The organism is Protaetiibacter intestinalis (assembly GCF_003627075.1).
In the GTDB taxonomy this organism is placed as follows: domain Bacteria; phylum Actinomycetota; class Actinomycetes; order Actinomycetales; family Microbacteriaceae; genus Homoserinibacter; species Homoserinibacter intestinalis.
In genome coordinates, this window is sequence record NZ_CP032630.1 from 3,054,089 (window position 1) to 3,071,392 (window position 17,304).

Below are 17,304 nucleotides of genomic sequence, written 5' to 3' on the forward strand. Positions count from 1 at the left end.
GCCGTCAGGCGACGGCGTGGCGGTGGACGAGTTCGCGGGCGAGCTGGCGGTACTGCTCGGCGGCGTGGTGGTCGGGGGCGAACTCGGTGATCGGGGTACCCGCGACGGAGGCGTCGGGGAACTTCACGGTGCGGTTGATGACCGTCTCGAGCACGCGGTCGCCGAACGCCTCCACGACGCGCTCGAGCACCTCGCGCGAGTGCAGGGTGCGCGGGTCGAACATCGTCGCGAGGATGCCGTCGAGCTCGATCGCGGGGTTCAGCCGATCGCGCACCTTGTCGATCGTCTCGACGAGCAGCGCCACGCCACGCAGCGCGAAGAACTCGCACTCGAGCGGGATGAGCACGCCGTGCGCCGCCGTGAGCGCGTTGACGGTGAGCAGCCCGAGCGAGGGCTGGCAGTCGATGAGCACGACGTCGTAGTCGGCCGTCACCTGGCGCAGCACGCGCGCCAGGATCTGCTCGCGCGCGACCTCGTTGACGAGGTGCACCTCGGCGGCCGAGAGGTCGATGTTGGCGGGGATGACGTCGAGGTTCGGCGTGCCCGTGTGCTGGATCGCGGCGGCGACGTCCTTGCTGGATCCGAGCAGGAGGTCGTAGATGGTCGTGACGTCGTGGGTCTGCACGCCGAGCCCGGCCGAGAGCGCGCCCTGCGGGTCGAAGTCGACCGCGAGCACGCGCCGACCGTAGGCGGCGAGCGCCGCCCCGAGGCTGATCGTCGTCGTGGTCTTGCCCACACCGCCCTTCTGGTTGCACAGGGCGATGATGCGCGCGGGCCCGTGGGTCTTCAGTGCCCGGGGCACGGGGAAGTCGGTGACGGGCCTGCCCGTCGGACCGATCTCGACGCCCAGCTCCTCGAGGCCGGGCAGCTCGGTCACCTGCTCCCGCTGCGCTGTCATGCGGCGAGTCTACGTCTGGCCCCGGAGGCGTCCCGGCGGCGACAGGCGGCACCCGGACGGTTCACCTCACCCTCAAGCAGAGGTTGAGAGATGGCCGTCCCGACGCCCTAGCGGGCCCGCGGATGCGCCTGCTGGTAGGCGTCGCGGAGCCCGTCGATCGTGACGTGGGTGTAGAGCTGCGTCGTCGCGACGGAGGCGTGGCCCAGCAGCTCCTGGACGACCCGCACATCCGCACCCCCCGCGAGCAGGTGGGTCGCGAAGGAGTGCCGCAGGCTGTGCGGCGACACCTCGACCGAGATGCCCGCGCGCTCGGCCGCGGCGCGGATCACGAGCCACGCGTTCTGACGGCTGAGCCGCGCGCCGCGGGCGCCGAGGAACAGCGCCGGCGTCGCGTGCCCGCGCACCGCGAGCAGCGGACGCGCCCGCACGAGGTAGGCCTCGACGGCCGCGCGCGCGAAGCTGCCCACCGGCACGATGCGCTGCTTGTCGCCCTTGCCGATCACGCGGATGAGCTCGGGCGTGCCGTCGGCGCCGAGCAGGTCGTCCACGTCGAGCGACACCGCCTCCGAGACGCGCGCACCCGTCGCGTAGAGCAGCTCGAGCAGCGCCTTGTCGCGCAACCGCACGGGGTCGTCGCCGTCGGTGGCGGCGAGCAGCGCCGACACCTGCTCGACGCTGAGCGCCTTCGGCAGCCGCTTCGGGAGCTTCGGCGGGGCGAGCTCCTCCGCCGGGTCGCGCGAGACGACGCCCTCCTCCACGAGGAAGCGCGTGAAGCCGCGGATCGACGAGATCACCCGCGCCGTCGAGGCCGCCGCGAGCGGGCGCTCCCGGTCGCGCAGTCCCAGCACGTACGCCCGCACCCCCTCGGCGTCGAGGGAGTCCGCATCCCGCACCCCGCGCTCGGCGAGCGCGGCGAGGAACGCCGTGAGGTCGCGCCGGTAGGCGGCGACGGTGTTGCGTGAGAGCCCCCGCTCGATCTCGAGCTGGCGCAGGTAGCGGTCGAGCTGCCGCCCCAGCTCAGCCGCGGGCATGGGCCGCGAGCACCGCGACGAGCAGGATCGAGTTGCGGATGCGGCCCGCGAGCGCCGCCTCGACCGCCTCGGCGAGCGGCACCCAGCGCACCAGCAGCTCGGCCTCCTCCTCGCTGCGGGCGAAGCGCTCCGGCGCGGGCGAGAGGCCGCGCGCCTCGTAGACGCGGATCACTTCGTCGCTGCCGCCCGGCGAGGTCGCGAAGACCAGCAGCTCGCTCCACTCGGCGGCCACGAGGTCCGCCTCCTCGGCGAGTTCGCGTTGCGCGGCGGCGAGCGGCTCCTCCCCCGCCACGTCGAGCAGTCCGGCCGGCAGCTCCCAGTCGCGCGAGCGGATCGGATGCCGGTACTGGTTGATGAGCAGCACGCGGTCGTCCTCGCCGCGCGCGAGCACCGCGACGGCGCCCGTGTGGTCGACGTAGTCGCGCTCGAGCTCGTGACCGCCGAAGCGGAAGCGGTCGCGCCGGACGTCCCACACCCGCCCCTCGTAGACCCGCGTCGACGACACGACCTCGGCGGGGTCGGCGAGGTCGGCGAGCGGACCGTTCATCAGCCGGTCGAGCTCGGCGGGCGTCACCGGCTCAGACCTCGGCGGGCTCGGCCACGACGGCCGCGGCATCCGCATCCGCGCCCGGCGCGTCGGCACCCTCGACCTCGAACAGCCGCGAGGCCTGCTGGCGCTCGAGGGCCGCCGCGATGAGCCCGCGGAACAGCGGGTGCGCACGGTTCGGCCGCGAACGCAGCTCCGGGTGCGCCTGGGTGCCCACGTAGTACGGGTGCACCTCGCGGGGCAGCTCCACGAACTCGACGAGCCCGTGCTCGGGGTTCGTGCCCGAGAAGACGAGCCCCGCCTCGGCGATGCGGTCGGTGTAGTGGTTGTTGACCTCGTAGCGGTGGCGGTGACGCTCGTGCACGACCTCGGCGCCGTAGGTCTCGGCGATGATCGAACCGGGCGCGAGGTGCGCCTCGTAGAGGCCGAGGCGCATCGTGCCGCCCATGTCGCCGTGGTCGAGGATGTCGACCTGCTCCGCCATCGTCGCGATCACCGGGAACTCGGAGTCGGGGTCGAACTCGGACGAGCTCGCGCCCGTGAGCCCCGCGACGTTGCGCGAGTACTCGATGACCATGCACTGCAGCCCGAGGCACAGCCCGAGCGCCGGGATGCCGTTCTCGCGGGCGAACCGGAGCGCGCCGAGCTTTCCCTCGATGCCGCGCACGCCGAATCCGCCCGGCACGCAGATGCCGTCGACGTCGCCGAGCTCGCGCGCGGCGCCCTCGGGGGTCTCGCACTCGTCGGAGGGCACCCAGCGCAGCTTGACCTTGGTCTGCTGGGCGAAGCCGCCCGCGCGCAGCGCCTCGCTGACCGAGAGGTAGGCATCCGGCAGGTCGATGTACTTGCCGACGAGGGCGATCGTCACCTCGTGCGTCGGCTCGTGCACGGCCTTCAGCAGGCCCGACCAGCCGGTCCAGTCCACCTCACCTGCCTTCTCGTCGAGGCCGAGCTGCTCGATGATGTACGCGTCGAGGCCCTGCTCGTTGAGCATCGTGGGGATGTCGTAGATCGAGGGCACGTCGATCGCGTTCACGACGGCCTGCTCGTCGACGTCGCACATGAGGGCGATCTTGCGCTTGTTCGACTCGGAGACGATGCGGTCGCTGCGCAGCACGAGCGCGTCGGGCTGGATGCCGATCGAGCGGAGGGCTGCGACGGAGTGCTGGGTGGGCTTCGTCTTCTGCTCGCCCGAGGCGCCCATGAACGGCACGAGCGAGACGTGCACGAAGAACACGTTCTTGCGCCCCAGCTCGTGGCGCACCTGACGCGCCGACTCGATGAAGGGCTGCGACTCGATGTCGCCGACGGTGCCGCCGATCTCGGTGATGATGACGTCGGGCGCCGGGGTGCCGTCCTCGCCCGGCTGCGCCTGCAACCGCATCCGGCGCTTGATCTCGTCGGTGATGTGCGGGATGACCTGCACGGTGTCGCCGAGGTACTCGCCGCGGCGCTCCTTGGCGATGACGTTCGAGTAGATCTGGCCCGTGGTGACGTTCGCCGCCTGGCTCAGGTTGATGTCGAGGAAGCGCTCGTAGTGGCCGATGTCGAGGTCGGTCTCGGCGCCGTCGTCGGTCACGAACACCTCGCCGTGCTGGAACGGGTTCATCGTCCCGGGGTCGACGTTGAGGTACGGATCGAGCTTCTGCATGACGACGTGCAGACCGCGCGCGGTGAGGAGGTTGCCGAGACTGGCGGCGGTGAGGCCCTTACCCAGTGAGGAGACGACGCCCCCGGTGACGAAGATGTGCTTGGTAACGGCTGATCCCGGATTGTTCACCACGGGGTTTCAGCATATGTCACCGAACGGGGTGCGTGCTGCGACGCGCGCGCCGATCGCGGCAAATCGTCAGGATCGGGCGAGCTCGAGCAGCTCGCGGGCGTGCTCGAGGCCGCTCTCCGAGTCGGGCAGGCCCGACAGCAGCCGCGCCATCTCGGCCGCGCGCTCCCCCGCGTCGACCCGGCGGACGCTCGACGCGGTGACCTGACCGGCGGAGTCCTTGACGACGACGAGGTGGTTGCTCGCGAAGGCGGCCACCTGCGCCAGGTGGGTCACGACGATCACCTGCGCCGTCTCGGCGAGGCGCGCGAGGCGCCGGCCGATCTCGATCGCGGCGGCGCCGCCGACCCCCGCGTCGACCTCGTCGAAGACGAAGGTGGGCACCTCGCCCTGCGCCGCGAGCACCACCTCGAGCGCGAGCATCACGCGCGAGAGCTCGCCGCCGGAGGCGCCCTTCGCGAGCGGGCGGGGCTCGGCGCCCGGATGCGGTTGCAGCAGGAAGGCGACCCGGTCGCGCCCCGTGGGGCCGAGCTCGGCGTCGGCGACCTCGACCACGAGACGCGCGTCGGGCATCGCGAGCGCCGCGAGCTCGGCGCTCACGCGCTCCGCGAGCTCCGCGGCCGCCGTGCGCCGTCCCTCGCCGAGCCGGGCCGCGTCGCCCGCGACGAGCGCCGCGGCCTCCGCCTCCTCCGCCTCGAGCCGGGCGATGCGGTCGTCGTCGCCGTCGAGCTCGACGAGCCGCAGACCCGCGGTCTCGAGCCGGGCGATCACCTCCTCGAGCTCGCCGCCGTGCTTGCGCGCGAGGGCGCCGAGCGCCGCGCGGCGCTCCTGCACGGCCTCGAGCTCGCGGGCGCCGTCGACGTCGAGCGCGCCCAGGTAGTGCGAGAGCTCACCCGACACCTCGGCGAGCTGGTACGACACCGCGTCGAGCCCCTCGCGCACGGGGGCGAGGGCCGGGTCGTGGTCGGCGACGCGCGCGATCGCCCGCCGCGCCTCCTCGACGAGCGCCACGGCATCCGGATGGTCGTCGCCCGACTGGGCGGAGACGGCCTCCTGGGCGAGGGTCGCCGCCTGGCGCAGCTCCTCGAGGTTGCCGAGCCGCTCCGCCTGGGCGGCGAGCTCGGCGTCCTCGCCGGGGCGCGGGGCGAGCTCGGCGAACTCCTCGAGGTCGGCCCGCAGCCGCTCCGCCTCCTGGGCGCGGGCGTCGCGGGCGGCGATGAGGGTCTCGAGGCGGGTCGCGAGCTCGCGCCACTCGCGGTAGCGCCGGCCGTACCGCTCGAGCAGGCCGCGGTGCTCGGCACCCGCCGCGCCGTCGAGCGCCTCGCGCTGGGCGGCGGCCGAGCGCAGCCGCAGCTGCTCGGACTGACCGTGCACGACCACGAGCCGCTCGCCGAGCTCGGCGAGCACCCCGACGGGCGTCGAGCGACCGCCGACGACGCCGCGGCTGCGTCCCTCGGCCGAGACGGTGCGGGCCAGGATGAGCTCCCCCGCGCCGTCGCCCGCGGGGTCGAGCTCGCCCCCCGCCTCGCGCACGCGCTCGGCGACCGGGCCCGGGTCGGGCACGAGCCAGCGGCCCTCGACGCCCGCCTGGGCGCTGCCCGCGCGGATCGCGCCGGCATCCGCCCGCTCGCCGAGCAGCAGGGCGAGTGCCGTGACGACCATGGTCTTGCCGGCGCCCGTCTCGCCCGTCACCGCCGTGAAGCCCGGGCCGAGCGGCAGCACCGCCTGCCCGATGACGCCCAGATCGCGGATGGAGAGCTCCTCGATCACGCCCGGCCACGCTCCTCGGCGGACTCGGAGGTCGGACCACGCCATCCCGCCACGGGGAGCGCGAACTTGTTCACGAGCCGGTCGACGAAGGGTCGCGGCGCGAGCCGCGCGAGCCGCACGGGCTTCGAGGAGCGCCGCACCACGACGCGGGCACCCGGCGGCAGCTCGAAGGGGCGCCGCCCGTCGCACCACAGCACGCCCGCGCCCTGGGACCGGTCGAGCAGCTCGATCGCGACGGGCGACTCGGGCCCCACCACGAGCGGACGCGCGAAGAGGGCGTGGGCCGAGAGCGGCACCATGAGGATCGCCTCGACACTGGGCCACACCACGGGACCGCCCGCCGAGAAGGCGTAGGCGGTCGAGCCGGTGGGAGTCGACACGACGACGCCGTCGCAGCCGAAGCTCGACAGGGGTCGCTGGTCGACCTCGATGACGACCTCCAGCATCCGCTCGCGGGAGGCCTTCTCGACGGTCGCCTCGTTGAGCGCCCAGGTCTCGTAGACCACCTCGGCGCCGCGCTTGACGCGCACCGAGAGGGTCATGCGCTCCTCGACGACGTAGTCGCGGGCGAGGGCGCGCTGCACCGTCTCGTCGAGATCCTCGCGCTCCGCCTCGGCGAGGAACCCCACGTGGCCGAGGTTCACGCCGAGCAGCGGCGCCGTGCAGCCGCGCACGAGCTCGGCGGCACGCAGGATCGTGCCGTCGCCTCCCAGCACGATCACGAGCTCGAGCTCCTCCGGTGGCACGTCGGCGCCGAGCAGCGCGAGCGGGGCCAGGTCGGGGGCCGCCTCCATGAGGTCGGCGAGCTCGTCGTCCGAGACGACGGGCGTGAGCCCCGCGGCGATGAGCCGACGGCACACGTCGATGCCCGCCTCGAGCGAGTCGCGGCGGCCGGTGTGGGCGACCACCAGCAGGTGGCGCGCGGCGTCGGTCATGCCCCCATTCTGTCGGATGCCCGCGACGCGCGCGGGGTCGGGCGCACAGGCGGGCCGCCCCGGGTCACGCCAGCGCCGCGACCGCCTCGCGCAGCTCCGACGGATCCGGCGCGCCGCGCCTCAGGTGCACGAGGTACTCGCGGTTGCCGCTGCCGCCCGGGATGGGGCTGTCGACGATGCCGAGGGCGCCGAGCCCGAGATCCCACGCCGCCCAGAGCACGGTGCTCGCGGCGTCGTGCCGCAGCGCCCGGTCGCGCACGACCCCCTCGCGCACTCCCCCGCGACCCACCTCGAACTGCGGCTTCACGAGCAGCACGAGGTCGGCATCCGGCTCCGCCAGCGCCGCGAGCGGTTCGAGCACCTGGGTGAGCGAGATGAAGCTCAGGTCCCCCACGACGAGGCTCGGCCATCCGGTGCGCGCCAGCTCCCCCGCATATGTCGAAAATGCAGGAGATTCGCGGGTGAGGTACCGGAGGTTCTGCCCCTCCAGGTTCGCCACGCGCGGATTCTCCTGCATTTTCGACACCAGTTGGCCGTGGCCGACGTCGACGGCGAACACGCGCACGGCGCCGCGCTCGAGCAGCACCTGGGTGAAGCCGCCCGTCGAGGCGCCCGCGTCGAGCGCGACCCGACCCGCCGGATCGACGCCGAAGGCGTCGAGGGCGGCGAGGAGCTTGTGGGCGCCGCGGCTCACGTAGTGGTCGGCGCCCGCGACCTCGAGCACGGCATCCGGCCCGACCTTCACGGCGGGCTTCAGCGCGGGGCGACCGTCGACGGTGACGAGACCCTGCGCGATCGCCTCGGCGGCGACGCCGCGCGAACGGGCGAGGCCGCGGCGCACGAGCTCGGCATCGAGTCGCGCACCGGATGCGGGGCCGTCAGGCATGCGGGCGCGGCGCGTCCCCGGATTCGAGACGGGCCCGCAGTTCGTCGTGCACCTGGGAGAGCGCGGCCGCACGGTCGGCGAGCGGCTGGTCCTCGATGACCCGGAGGCGAGAGACGAGCGCGCTCGGCTCGGAGTCGGGGGTGTCGTCGGTCACGTCACGAATATAGTTCGGGCGCCACGTCGAGCGCGTAGATCGGCACACCCGCGGTCCACACCGCCGTCGCGGCCGCGCGGATCCGGTCGATGCGCTCCCCCGCGGTCTCGAGGGCGAGCGCCATGCCGCGCTGGGCGACCACGGCATCCCCCGAGCGGATGCGACGCACTCCGGCGATGTCGGTGTGCTGCTCGATCCGCGGGTAGGGCTCGGAGAGACCGCGCAGGTCGTCGAGCACGAAGGTGGGACGCGAGTCGGCGGCCGCGGCGAGCAGCTGCTTCGGCCCGTCGATACCCGTGAGCACGAGCACCGAGGCCATGCCCGCCCTGTTCGCACCGAGGATGTCGGTGTCGAGCCGGTCGCCGATGAACAGCGGCTGCCGGGCGTCGAACCGGCCCACGGCGACATCGAACAGGGCACGTTCGGGCTTGCCTGCGACCACCGGCAGGCGCCCGACGGCGGTGTGCACGGCCGACACGAGCGTGCCGTTGCCGGGCGCCGTGCCCCGGGCCTGCGGGATCGTCCAGTCGGTGTTGGTCGCGACCCACGGGATGCCGTCGTCGCCGCCCGCGAGGGCGTAGGCGGCCTCGGCGAGGTCTGTCCAGGCGACGTGCGGTGCGAAGCCCTGCACGACGGCGGCGGGTGCGTCCTCGGCGGAGCGGGTGATGCGGAACCCGGCGCGCTCGACCTCGCTCGTGAGACCCTCACCGCCCACCACGAGCACGGTCGAGCCGGCCGGCACGAGTTCGGCGAGCAGCACGACGGCGGCCTGCGGCGACGACACGATGTCGTCGGGCTCGGCGGGGAGGCCGTAGCCCCGCAGCTGCTCGGCCACCGTCTGCGGGGTGCGCGAGGCGTTGTTCGTGAGGTACCCGACGCGCCGCTCCCGGCCGGCGGCGACGAGCGCCTCGACCGCGTGCGGGATCGCCCGGGCACCCGCGTAGACCACGCCGTCGAGGTCGGCGAGCACCACATCCACCCCGTCGAGCGGGGCGGGGCCGTGGCCGGTCACTCGGCGTCGTCCGCGACGTCGAGCGGTTCCTCGACGATCTCGACCGTGTCCTGACCCTCGGGGGTCGCCGCCTCCTCGAGCGCGACCATCGCGCGCTCCGAGCGCTCCCACCACTCCTCGGCCTCCTCGGTGCGGCCGAGCTCCTCGAGCACGGTCGCGTAGGCGTCGAACAGGGCGGGGCTGTAGCTGAAGGCCCGCTCCGGGTCGAGCTGCGGGATCTGCAGCTCCGTGAGCGCGAGCTCCGGCTGGCCGAGGTCGAGGCGCGCGCCCGACATGGCGATGGCGAGCTCGACCTGCACGGGCACGTCGAGCGAGGCGCGCGGCACCGAGCGGGCCAGCTCGAGCGCGGCCTGCGGTCGCCCGACGCCGCGCTCCGAGTCGACCATGAGGGGCAGCTGGTCGTCACGCCCCGTGATGCGCCGGTAGGTGCGGATCTCGCGGAGTGCGAGCGCGAAGTCCCCGGTCGCGTAGGCGGTGATCGCCGCGGTCTCCCGCACGATCCCGATGCGGCCGGCACGACGCGAGGCGGCGAGGGCGTGCCTGTGCGCGAGTGCGGGATCCTCGTCGATGAGGCGCGCCGCCATCACGAGGTGCTTCGCCACCCAGTCGGCGTTGTCCTTGCTGAGGGTCTTCAGCTCGATGCGCGCGGCGCGGTCGAGCTGGTTGGCCGCGACGTCGTCGGGGATCGCGGGGTCGTCGTGACGAGGACGCGCGTCGGCGTCGGGGCGCGGAGCCCGGTCACGGACCGGACGATCGCCCTTCCGGTCCTCCCACGGCTTGCGATCGCCCGCCTTGCGCTCGCCGGGCTTGCCACCGCGCTGCGGCCGGTCCCCCGGTTTGCCGTCGCGCTGCGGCCGGTCCCCCGGCTTGCCGTCGCGCTTCTTCCACTCGGGCTTGCCCGCAGCACCACCCGGGCGACCGCCGCCACCCGCGCCACGTCCGCCGCGCGGAGCGCCGCCGTCCGGGCGCTTGCCCTGCGGTCGCTTGCTGTCGTCAGCCATCTCTCTCCCGTGGTCGGTTCATGTTACGGCCTGGCCGGCATCCGGATTCGGGCCTTAAACAAGGAAGGCCCACCCGGTATACGGGTGGGCCTCCTCGAAAGAAGTCCGGCGGTGTCCTACTCTCCCACGAGGTCGCCCTCGCAGTACCATCGGCGCTGTAGGTCTTAGCTTCCGGGTTCGGAATGTAACCGGGCGTTTCCCCTACGCTATGGCCGCCGAAACACTATTGATTTCTCAGTCAATGTGCTTCGAACAGTGTTCGAAGCGATTCCCGACCGTCAATCAGGAACCACAAAGTGGACGCGAGCAACTCGATTCGAAGAACTCATGTGTTGTCAAGTTATCGGCTTATTAGTACCGGTCAGCTCCATGGGTCTTTAGTCCCCACTTCCACATCCGGCCTATCAACGCAGTAGTCTAGCTGCGAGCCTCTCCCCCGAAGGGATGGAAATCTCATCTTGAAGCCGGCTTCCCGCTTAGATGCTTTCAGCGGTTATCCGTTCCGAACGTAGCTAATCAGCGGTGCTCCTGGCGGAACAACTGACACACCAGAGGTTCGTCCGTCCCGGTCCTCTCGTACTAGGGACAGATCTTCTCAAATTTCCTACGCGCGCAGCGGATAGGGACCGAACTGTCTCACGACGTTCTAAACCCAGCTCGCGTACCGCTTTAATGGGCGAACAGCCCAACCCTTGGGACCTACTCCAGCCCCAGGATGCGACGAGCCGACATCGAGGTGCCAAACCATGCCGTCGATATGGACTCTTGGGCAAGATCAGCCTGTTATCCCCGAGGTACCTTTTATCCGTTGAGCGACAGCGCTTCCACAAGCCACTGCCGGATCACTAGTCCCGACTTTCGTCCCTGCTCGAGCCGTCACTCTCACAGTCAAGCTCCCTTGTGCACTTACACTCGACACCTGATTGCCAACCAGGTTGAGGGAACCTTTGGGCGCCTCCGTTACTTTTTGGGAGGCAACCGCCCCAGTTAAACTACCCACCAGGCACTGTCCCAGAACCGGATTACGGTTCGTAGTTAGACATCCAGAGTGACCAGAGTGGTATTTCAACAACGACTCCACGAACACTAGCGTGCCCGCTTCAAAGTCTCCCACCTATCCTACACAAGCCACACCGAACACCAATACCAAGCTGTAGTAAAGGTCACGGGGTCTTTCCGTCCTGCTGCGCGTAACGAGCATCTTTACTCGTAGTGCAATTTCGCCGAGTTCGCGGTTGAGACAGCTGGGAAGTCGTTACGCCATTCGTGCAGGTCGGAACTTACCCGACAAGGAATTTCGCTACCTTAGGATGGTTATAGTTACCACCGCCGTTTACTGGGGCTTAAATTCAGAGCTTCGCCGAAGCTAACCCTTCCTCTTAACCTTCCAGCACCGGGCAGGCGTCAGTCCGTATACATCGACTTGCGTCTTCGCACGGACCTGTGTTTTTAGTAAACAGTCGCTTCCCACTGGTCTCTGCGGCCCTGCAGCGCTCCCGGAGCAAGTCCGTTCACGCCTTAGGCCCCCCTTCTCCCGAAGTTACGGGGGCATTTTGCCGAGTTCCTTAACCACGATTCTCTCGATCTCCTTGGTATTCTCTACCTGACCACCTGAGTCGGTTTGGGGTACGGGCGGCTGGAACCTCGCGTCGATGCTTTTCTCGGCAGCATAGGATCACCGAATTCCCCCGTGAGGGGTATGCGTCAGATCTCAGGCTATGTGAGAGACGGATTTGCCTATCTCTCGCCCTACGTCCTTACACCAGGACAACCATCGCCTGGCTCGGCTACCTTCCTGCGTCACACCTGTTAATACGCTAACCGCACCAGCATGGGGTCGAGCGTTAGGCCGGCTGCTTCACCCCGAAGGGATCCATCTGCCGGATTAGGACTCTTAGCACCACTGGATTGATTTGGGCGGTTCTTCGCCGGTACGGGAATATCAACCCGTTGTCCATCGACTACGCCTGTCGGCCTCGCCTTAGGTCCCGACTTACCCAGGGAAGATTAGCTTGACCCTGGAACCCTTGGTCTTTCGGAGGACGTGTTTCTCACACGTCTTTCGCTACTCATGCCTGCATTCTCACTCGTGTGGCGTCCACGGCTGGGTTACCCCGCCGCTTCACTCGCCACACGACGCTCTCCTACCGATCCGCACGGCTGGACCACGAAGGCCTACCTATAATGCGAATCCTACGACTTCGGCGGTGTGCTTGAGCCCCGTTACATTGTCGGCGCGGAATCACTTGACCAGTGAGCTATTACGCACTCTTTCAAGGGTGGCTGCTTCTAAGCCAACCTCCTGGTTGTCTGTGCAACTCCACATCCTTTCCCACTTAGCACACGCTTAGGGGCCTTAGTCGGTAGTCTGGGTTGTTTCCCTCTCGACGATGAAGCTTATCCCCCACCGTCTCACTGCTGCGCTCTCACTTACCGGCATTCGGAGTTTGGCTGACGTCAGTAACCTTGTAGGGCCCATCGGCCATCCAGTAGCTCTACCTCCGGCAAGAAACACGCAACGCTGCACCTAAATGCATTTCGGAGAGAACCAGCTATCACGAAGTTTGATTGGCCTTTCACCCCTATCCACAGCTCATCCCCTCGGTTTTCAACCCAAGTGGGTTCGGTCCTCCACGACGTCTTACCGTCGCTTCAACCTGGCCATGGATAGATCACTTCGCTTCGGGTCTAGGGCATGCGACTGAATCGCTCTATTCGAACTCGCTTTCGCTACGGCTACCCCTCACGGGTTAACCTCGCCACATACCGCTAACTCGCAGGCTCATTCTTCAAAAGGCACGCTGTCAGGGCTGCTAGGGCCCCTCCAACGGTTTGTAAGCAGACGGTTTCAGGTACTATTTCACTCCCCTCCCGGGGTACTTTTCACCTTTCCCTCACGGTACTTGTCCGCTATCGGTCATCTGGGAGTATTTAGGCTTACCAGGTGGTCCTGGCAGATTCACACGGGATTTCTCGGGCCCCGTGCTACTTGGGATCCCTCTCGCCTCTGCTCGACATTTCGGTTACGGGACTGGCACCCTCTGTGGTCGGCCTTTCAATGCCGTTCACCTATATCGAGCACGTCGACGTGTACTTCGGCAGAAGTACGTAGAGGTCCCACAACCCCGACCATGCAACGCCTGCCGGCTATCACACATGATCGGTTTGGCCTGTTCCGGTTTCGCTCGCCACTACTAACGGAATCGCGGTTGCTTTCTCTTCCTGTGGGTACTGAGATGTTTCACTTCCCCACGTTCCCTCTACCCGCCCTATATATTCAGGCGGGAGTCATCAGGTCGTCTTGCAACGCCTGACGGGGTTTCCCCATTCGGAAATCCTCGGATCAAAGCTCTATTATCAGCTCCCCGAGGCTTATCGCAGATTTATACGTCCTTCTTCGGCTCCAGATGCCAAGGCATCCACCGTCTGCTCTTAGAAACTTGACTACATGAGTTTTTAGAATCGATCGGCCGCACTCGCGTGCGGCAGATTGACCAATGATCTATCGGAGACGCTCATGAAGAGCGTCCCTATTTGATCATCTTGTAGATCGAGACCCGAAGGTCTCGTTCTAAGATGCTCGCGTCCACTGTGTAGTTCTCAAATGACGGGCGGTACTCGGTCCGTTCGAAGCTCTGCTTGAACAAGATCGAGTCCTGAGGTCGTCACAGCCGCCCGAAGGCGGCCGGCCCGGTCCCTCAGGACCCAACAGCGTGCATGCACCGGGAGTCCGCTTCCGATCCGTTCCTTGCCTTGCGGCCGTACTGGGATCTCGAGGTTTCTCTCGGTGCCTATGTCAATGTTCCACCCATGAGCTCCGGTCGAGCACATTCGGCTCGAATCCGGCTCTGTCACTCCGAAGAGTGCAGTGCTCCTTAGAAAGGAGGTGATCCAGCCGCACCTTCCGGTACGGCTACCTTGTTACGACTTAGTCCTAATCACCGATCCCACCTTCGACGGCTCCCTCCACAAGGGTTGGGCCACCGGCTTCGGGTGTTACCGACTTTCATGACTTGACGGGCGGTGTGTACAAGGCCCGGGAACGTATTCACCGCAGCGTTGCTGATCTGCGATTACTAGCGACTCCGACTTCATGAGGTCGAGTTGCAGACCTCAATCCGAACTGAGACCGGCTTTTTGGGATTCGCTCCACCTTACGGTATTGCAGCCCTTTGTACCGGCCATTGTAGCATGCGTGAAGCCCAAGACATAAGGGGCATGATGATTTGACGTCATCCCCACCTTCCTCCGAGTTGACCCCGGCAGTCTCCTATGAGTTCCCACCATGACGTGCTGGCAACATAGAACGAGGGTTGCGCTCGTTGCGGGACTTAACCCAACATCTCACGACACGAGCTGACGACAACCATGCACCACCTGTATACGAGTGTCCAAAGAGTTCTCTATTTCTAGAGCGTTCTCGTATATGTCAAGCCTTGGTAAGGTTCTTCGCGTTGCATCGAATTAATCCGCATGCTCCGCCGCTTGTGCGGGCCCCCGTCAATTCCTTTGAGTTTTAGCCTTGCGGCCGTACTCCCCAGGCGGGGAACTTAATGCGTTAGCTGCGACACGGAAGCCGTGGAATGGCCCCCACATCTAGTTCCCAACGTTTACGGCGTGGACTACCAGGGTATCTAATCCTGTTCGCTCCCCACGCTTTCGCTCCTCAGCGTCAGTTACGGCCCAGAGATCTGCCTTCGCCATCGGTGTTCCTCCTGATATCTGCGCATTCCACCGCTACACCAGGAATTCCAATCTCCCCTACCGCACTCTAGTCTGCCCGTACCCACTGCAGGCCCGAGGTTGAGCCTCGGGTTTTCACAGCAGACGCGACAGACCGCCTACGAGCTCTTTACGCCCAATAATTCCGGACAACGCTTGCACCCTACGTATTACCGCGGCTGCTGGCACGTAGTTAGCCGGTGCTTTTTCTGCAGGTACCGTCACTTTCGCTTCTTCCCTACTAAAAGAGGTTTACAACCCGAAGGCCGTCGTCCCTCACGCGGCGTTGCTGCATCAGGCTTGCGCCCATTGTGCAATATTCCCCACTGCTGCCTCCCGTAGGAGTCTGGGCCGTGTCTCAGTCCCAGTGTGGCCGGTCACCCTCTCAGGCCGGCTACCCGTCGTCGCCTTGGTGAGCCGTTACCTCACCAACAAGCTGATAGGCCGCGAGCTCATCCCGAACCGAAGTTCTTTCCACGCGCAGAAGATGCCTTCGCGCGTCGTATCCGGTATTAGACGTCGTTTCCAACGCTTATCCCAGAGTTCGGGGCAGATTGCTCACGTGTTACTCACCCGTTCGCCACTGATCCAGCAGGAGCAAGCTCCCACTTTCACCGTTCGACTTGCATGTGTTAAGCACGCCGCCAGCGTTCGTCCTGAGCCAGGATCAAACTCTCCGTAAAGGTTTGGTAGCACGACAGCCGAAGCTGCCGGCAGAACCGTTGCGTTCACCCTGGGGAAAACCAGGGATCCTGCGAGTTGATCTGACTGAAAGGATCGTCTACTGACAATCCGTCAATCCAAAGGAATCTCTCTGATGACCGAGGTCACCAGTCGAGGTTTTTGGCATTTGACATAGTGCACGCTGTTGAGTTCTCAAGGATCGGACGCACCTGGTGCTCTCCGTCTCCGGATCGCTGCCAGGGCAACTTCTCTATCCTAACCCTCTCGTTCCGTCTGTCAAATCGACGCGCCGGGAGCATGGCTCCGGGCTTCGGTCGATGACCGCGGTCTCCGCGAGGGGGGACTCCCATCCTAGACCCGAAGGTCACGCGATTCCAGAACCGCTTCAGAAGGGGGTTTGTTCCCGCTTGAGGGGGCGGGGCCTTCCGGCCTCTCCGCTCTTCCCTTTGGGGCGAACAAGGAAGACATTACGTGGGATCCGGCCGGGTGCCAAATTCCGAGTGAATCCCGGGCGTGTCGCGCGGGTCAACGGGCGGAGACGCCCGTGATCACGAGGCCGGCGAGGGTCTTCTTGCCGCGGCGCAGCACGGCGCGACCGCCCGCGAGGGCGGAACCCGCGAGGGTCGCCGACTCGTCCTCGACCTTGACGTTGTTGAGGTAGACGCCGCCCTGCGCGATCGCGCGCCGCGCCTCCGAGGTGCTCGAGCAGAGGCCCGTGTCGACGAGCGCCTGCACGACGAGCGCGCCCTCCCCCAGCTCCGCCGAGGGCAGCTCGGCGACGGCGGCCCCGAGGGTCGCGGCGTCGAGCGCGGTGAGCTCGCCCTGGCCGAACAGCGCCTCCGACGCCGCGATCACCGCATCCGTCGCCGCCGCACCGTGCACGAGCGTCGTCACCTCGCGGGCGAGCGCCCGTTGCGCGGCCCGCCGGAACGGCTCATCGCGCACCGCGAGGGCGAACTCCTCGATCTCGGCACGGGTGAGGAAGGTGAACACCTTGAGGCGCTCGACCACGTCGGCGTCGTCGGTGTTGAGCCAAAACTGGTAGAACGCGTACGGGCTGCACATCTCGGCGTCGAGCCAGATCGCGTTGCCCTCGCTCTTGCCGAACTTGGTGCCGTCCGAGTTCGTGATGAGCGGCGTGCCGATCGCGTGCACGCTCACCCCCTCGGCGCGGTGGATGAGGTCCGTGCCGCTCGTGAGATTGCCCCACTGGTCGCTGCCGCCCGTCTGCAGCACGCAGTCGTACTGGCGGTAGAGCTCGAGGAAGTCCATGCCCTGCAGGAGCTGGTAGCTGAACTCGGTGTAGCTGATGCCGGCCTCGGAGTTGAGTCGCGCCGAGACCGCGTCCTTCTTGAGCATCGTGCCGACCCGGAAGTACTTGCCGACGTCCCGCAGGAAGTCGATCGCCGAGAGCGGCGCCGTCCAGTCGAGGTTGTTGACCATGCGGGCGGCGTTGTCGCCCTCGAAGGAGAGGAAGCGCTCGATCTGCCCGCGCAGGTACCCCACCCACTCGGCGACCGTCTCGCGCGTGTTGAGGGTGCGCTCGGCGGTGGGGCGCGGATCGCCGATGAGACCCGTGGAACCGCCGACGAGTCCGAGCGGGCGATGGCCGGCCAGCTGCAGCCGGCGCAGCACCAGGATCTGCACGAGGTTGCCGAGGTGCAGGCTCGGCGCGGTCGGGTCGAAGCCGCAGTAGTACACGATGGGCGGCCCGGCGAGCAGCTCCTTGAGGGCCGCCGCGTCGGTCGACACGTGCACGAGGCCCCGCCAGTTCAGCTCCTCCCAGATGTCGGGGAAGGTCGGATCGTTGCGCTGCGCGTTCAGGGACTCGGATGCGGGCACCGGGCCAGGCTACCGCCTCGGCAGCGGGGGTCGTGCTCGGTA

The 17,304-nt window shown here is 67.6% G+C and carries 11 protein-coding genes and 3 rRNA genes; all 14 read right to left on the minus strand.

Going from position 1 to position 17,304, the window contains the following annotated elements:
- Positions 1 to 4 precede the first annotated feature (4 nt).
- A complete protein-coding gene (locus D7I47_RS14440; protein WP_120763698.1) occupies positions 5 to 898 on the minus strand; it encodes a ParA family protein in 894 nt (297 codons plus the stop codon).
- Positions 899 to 1,005: 107 nt separating this feature from the next.
- Entirely contained in the window at positions 1,006 to 1,929 is a 924-nt protein-coding gene (gene xerD / locus D7I47_RS14445; protein WP_120763699.1) for a site-specific tyrosine recombinase XerD, read from the minus strand.
- Complete coding sequence (locus D7I47_RS14450) at positions 1,916 to 2,476, minus strand: NUDIX domain-containing protein (RefSeq protein WP_120764008.1); 561 nt, start codon at positions 2,474 to 2,476, stop codon at positions 1,916 to 1,918. Before D7I47_RS14450 ends, xerD begins: the two co-directional genes overlap by 14 nt.
- Positions 2,477 to 2,507: 31 nt before the next feature.
- The gene (locus D7I47_RS14455) at positions 2,508 to 4,259 is read right to left on the minus strand and encodes a CTP synthase (protein ID WP_120763700.1); all 1,752 of its coding nucleotides are present in this window, start codon (positions 4,257 to 4,259) and stop codon (positions 2,508 to 2,510) included.
- A 66-nt stretch (positions 4,260 to 4,325) separates the two neighbouring features.
- Entirely contained in the window at positions 4,326 to 6,026 is a 1,701-nt protein-coding gene (gene recN, locus D7I47_RS14460; RefSeq protein ID WP_120763701.1) for a DNA repair protein RecN, read from the minus strand.
- Entirely contained in the window at positions 6,023 to 6,961 is a 939-nt protein-coding gene (locus tag D7I47_RS14465; protein ID WP_120763702.1) for an NAD kinase, read from the minus strand. The genes recN and D7I47_RS14465 overlap by 4 nt, the downstream gene beginning before the upstream one ends.
- Positions 6,962 to 7,025: 64 nt before the next feature.
- Positions 7,026 to 7,847, minus strand: coding sequence for a TlyA family RNA methyltransferase (locus D7I47_RS14470; RefSeq protein WP_120763703.1), 822 nt, complete (start codon positions 7,845 to 7,847; stop codon positions 7,026 to 7,028).
- On the minus strand, positions 7,840 to 8,001 hold the full coding sequence (locus D7I47_RS14835) for a hypothetical protein (RefSeq protein ID WP_157981748.1): 162 nt from the start codon (positions 7,999 to 8,001) through the stop codon (positions 7,840 to 7,842). The genes D7I47_RS14470 and D7I47_RS14835 overlap by 8 nt, the downstream gene beginning before the upstream one ends.
- Position 8,002: 1 nt before the next feature.
- Positions 8,003 to 9,013: an HAD-IIA family hydrolase gene (locus D7I47_RS14475; RefSeq protein WP_120763704.1), complete on the minus strand. Its 1,011-nt coding sequence runs from the start codon at positions 9,011 to 9,013 to the stop codon at positions 8,003 to 8,005.
- Positions 9,010 to 10,014 (minus strand): tetratricopeptide repeat protein, encoded by a 1,005-nt coding sequence (locus tag D7I47_RS14480; protein ID WP_193726441.1) that lies wholly within the window; start codon positions 10,012 to 10,014, stop codon positions 9,010 to 9,012. The genes D7I47_RS14475 and D7I47_RS14480 overlap by 4 nt, the downstream gene beginning before the upstream one ends.
- 103 nt (positions 10,015 to 10,117) lie before the next feature.
- A 5S ribosomal RNA gene (gene rrf / locus D7I47_RS14485) occupies positions 10,118 to 10,234 on the minus strand.
- A 111-nt stretch (positions 10,235 to 10,345) separates the two neighbouring features.
- Positions 10,346 to 13,460: ribosomal RNA gene (locus D7I47_RS14490) — 23S ribosomal RNA — on the minus strand.
- 433 nt (positions 13,461 to 13,893) lie between these two features.
- A 16S ribosomal RNA gene (locus D7I47_RS14495) occupies positions 13,894 to 15,419 on the minus strand.
- The 16S, 23S and 5S rRNA genes sit together here, the layout of an rRNA operon.
- 526 nt (positions 15,420 to 15,945) lie before the next feature.
- On the minus strand, positions 15,946 to 17,262 hold the full coding sequence (tyrS, locus tag D7I47_RS14500; RefSeq protein WP_120763705.1) for a tyrosine--tRNA ligase: 1,317 nt from the start codon (positions 17,260 to 17,262) through the stop codon (positions 15,946 to 15,948).
- Between the last annotated feature and the right edge of the window lie 42 nt (positions 17,263 to 17,304).

Excerpts from the sequence above, each read along its gene's own strand:
- D7I47_RS14440 (WP_120763698.1), bottom strand. The coding sequence starts at position 898 with ATGACAGCGCAGCGGGAGCAGGTGACCGAGCTGCCCGGCCTCGAGGAG.
- xerD (WP_120763699.1), bottom strand. The coding sequence starts at position 1,929 with ATGCCCGCGGCTGAGCTGGGGCGGCAGCTCGACCGCTACCTGCGCCAG.
- D7I47_RS14450 (WP_120764008.1), bottom strand. The coding sequence starts at position 2,476 with ATGAACGGTCCGCTCGCCGACCTCGCCGACCCCGCCGAGGTCGTGTCG.
- D7I47_RS14465 (WP_120763702.1), bottom strand. The coding sequence starts at position 6,961 with ATGACCGACGCCGCGCGCCACCTGCTGGTGGTCGCCCACACCGGCCGC.
- D7I47_RS14470 (WP_120763703.1), bottom strand. The coding sequence starts at position 7,847 with ATGCCTGACGGCCCCGCATCCGGTGCGCGACTCGATGCCGAGCTCGTG.
- D7I47_RS14480 (WP_193726441.1), bottom strand. The coding sequence starts at position 10,014 with ATGGCTGACGACAGCAAGCGACCGCAGGGCAAGCGCCCGGACGGCGGC.